Here is a 1586-nt window from a genome sequence, read left to right on the forward strand (position 1 = left end):
TCTTCTACACCCAACAGCAACACCGGTTTGCAGATGCCGTGTTTCGCCAACACTTCCAACACCGCGCTGCCTGCGCCGCCTTGTTCGGCATTCTCTTCAGCGGTAACGATGTAGTCATGGCTTCGGGCAAGACGGACGATCAGTTCTTCATCTATCGGTTTGACAAAGCGCATGTCGGCAACGGTCGCGTTCAGCTTGTCGGCGGCGGTCAATGATGGGGCAACCATGCTGCCAAAGGCGATAATGGCAATTTTCTCGCCTTCGCGACGGATGATGCCTTTACCGATTTCAACGGTTTCCAGGCCGTCTGAAACGGTTGCGCCCGTGCCTGTACCGCGCGGATAACGGACGGCAGACGGCGAATTTGCCTGATAGCAGGTTGAGAGCAGCAGGCGGCATTCGTTTTCGTCGCTTGGTGCGGCAATAATCATATTCGGCACGCAACGCAAAAAGCTCAAGTCGTACAAACCGGCATGGGTCGGGCCGTCTGCACCGACAATACCTGCACGGTCGATGGCGAACAAAACAGGTAGGTTTTGCAAAGCAACGTCATGTACCAACTGGTCGTAAGCGCGTTGCAGGAAAGTGGAGTAAATCGCCACGACGGGCTTGATGCCTTCACATGCCAAACCGCCGGCAAAGGTAACGGCGTGTTGCTCGGCGATGCCGACGTCGAAATAGCGGTCGGGGAATCGCTGTTCAAACTCAACCAAGCCGCTGCCCTCGCGCATGGCAGGCGTGATGGCAACCAAACGCTCGTCAGCCGCCGCTTGGTCGCACAGCCATTGGCCGAAAACTTGCGTATAAGTCGGTTTAGCCGCGGCAGGTTTGACTTCCGGCGCAGGCACTTCGCTCGGCAGCTTGGAGACAGCATGGTATTTGACAGGGTCGTTTTCGGCGAATTTGTAGCCGTTGCCTTTTTTGGTGATGACGTGCAGCAACTGAGGGCCTTTGCGGCCGCGCAAGTCTTTTAATACGTCCACCAGATTTTCAACGTTGTGGCCGTCCACCGGGCCGGTGTAACGGAAACCGAAGTTTTCAAACAAAGACAGCGACTGTTTGGCATGTTCCGCTTCGCCTGCCAAGGTTTTGATTTTGTTTTCGACTTTTTGGGCAAGCTCCATCGCTCCGGGCAATTTATCTAATACTTTGCTCGATTGGGCTTTGATGGTGCTCAATAGGCCGTGCATATCGCGCACGACGTTGCTGGCAAGATATTTCGGCAGCGCGCCGACATTGGGGGAAATCGACATTTCGTTGTCGTTGAGGATAACCAGCAAATCGACATCCATATCGCCTGCGCAGTTCAGGGCTTCAAACGCCTGACCCGCCGTCATGGCGCCGTCGCCGATGATAGCGACGCTGCGGCGGTTATTGCCCAACTGTTTGTCCGCAACGGCCATGCCCAAAGCCGCGCCTATGGATGTGGAAGAATGCCCCACGCCGAACGCGTCGTATTCCGACTCGCTGCGTTTTGGGAAACCCGCCAAACCGCCGTATTGGCGCATGGTGTGCATTTGATTTTTGCGGCCGGTGAGGATTTTGTGCGGATAGCTTTGATGGCCGACATCCCAGACCAAATGGTC

Annotated in this window: 1 protein-coding gene; it reads right to left on the minus strand. The window is 55.5% G+C overall.

Features of this window, described 5'->3' with window-relative positions; translation table 11 throughout:
- On the minus strand, positions 1-1586 hold a 1586-nt coding region (dxs, locus tag ACTHS3_RS12630; protein ID WP_440368095.1), incomplete at both ends, for a 1-deoxy-D-xylulose-5-phosphate synthase.

The sequence above is a fragment of the Neisseria sp. P0009.S007 genome, from assembly GCF_051962515.1.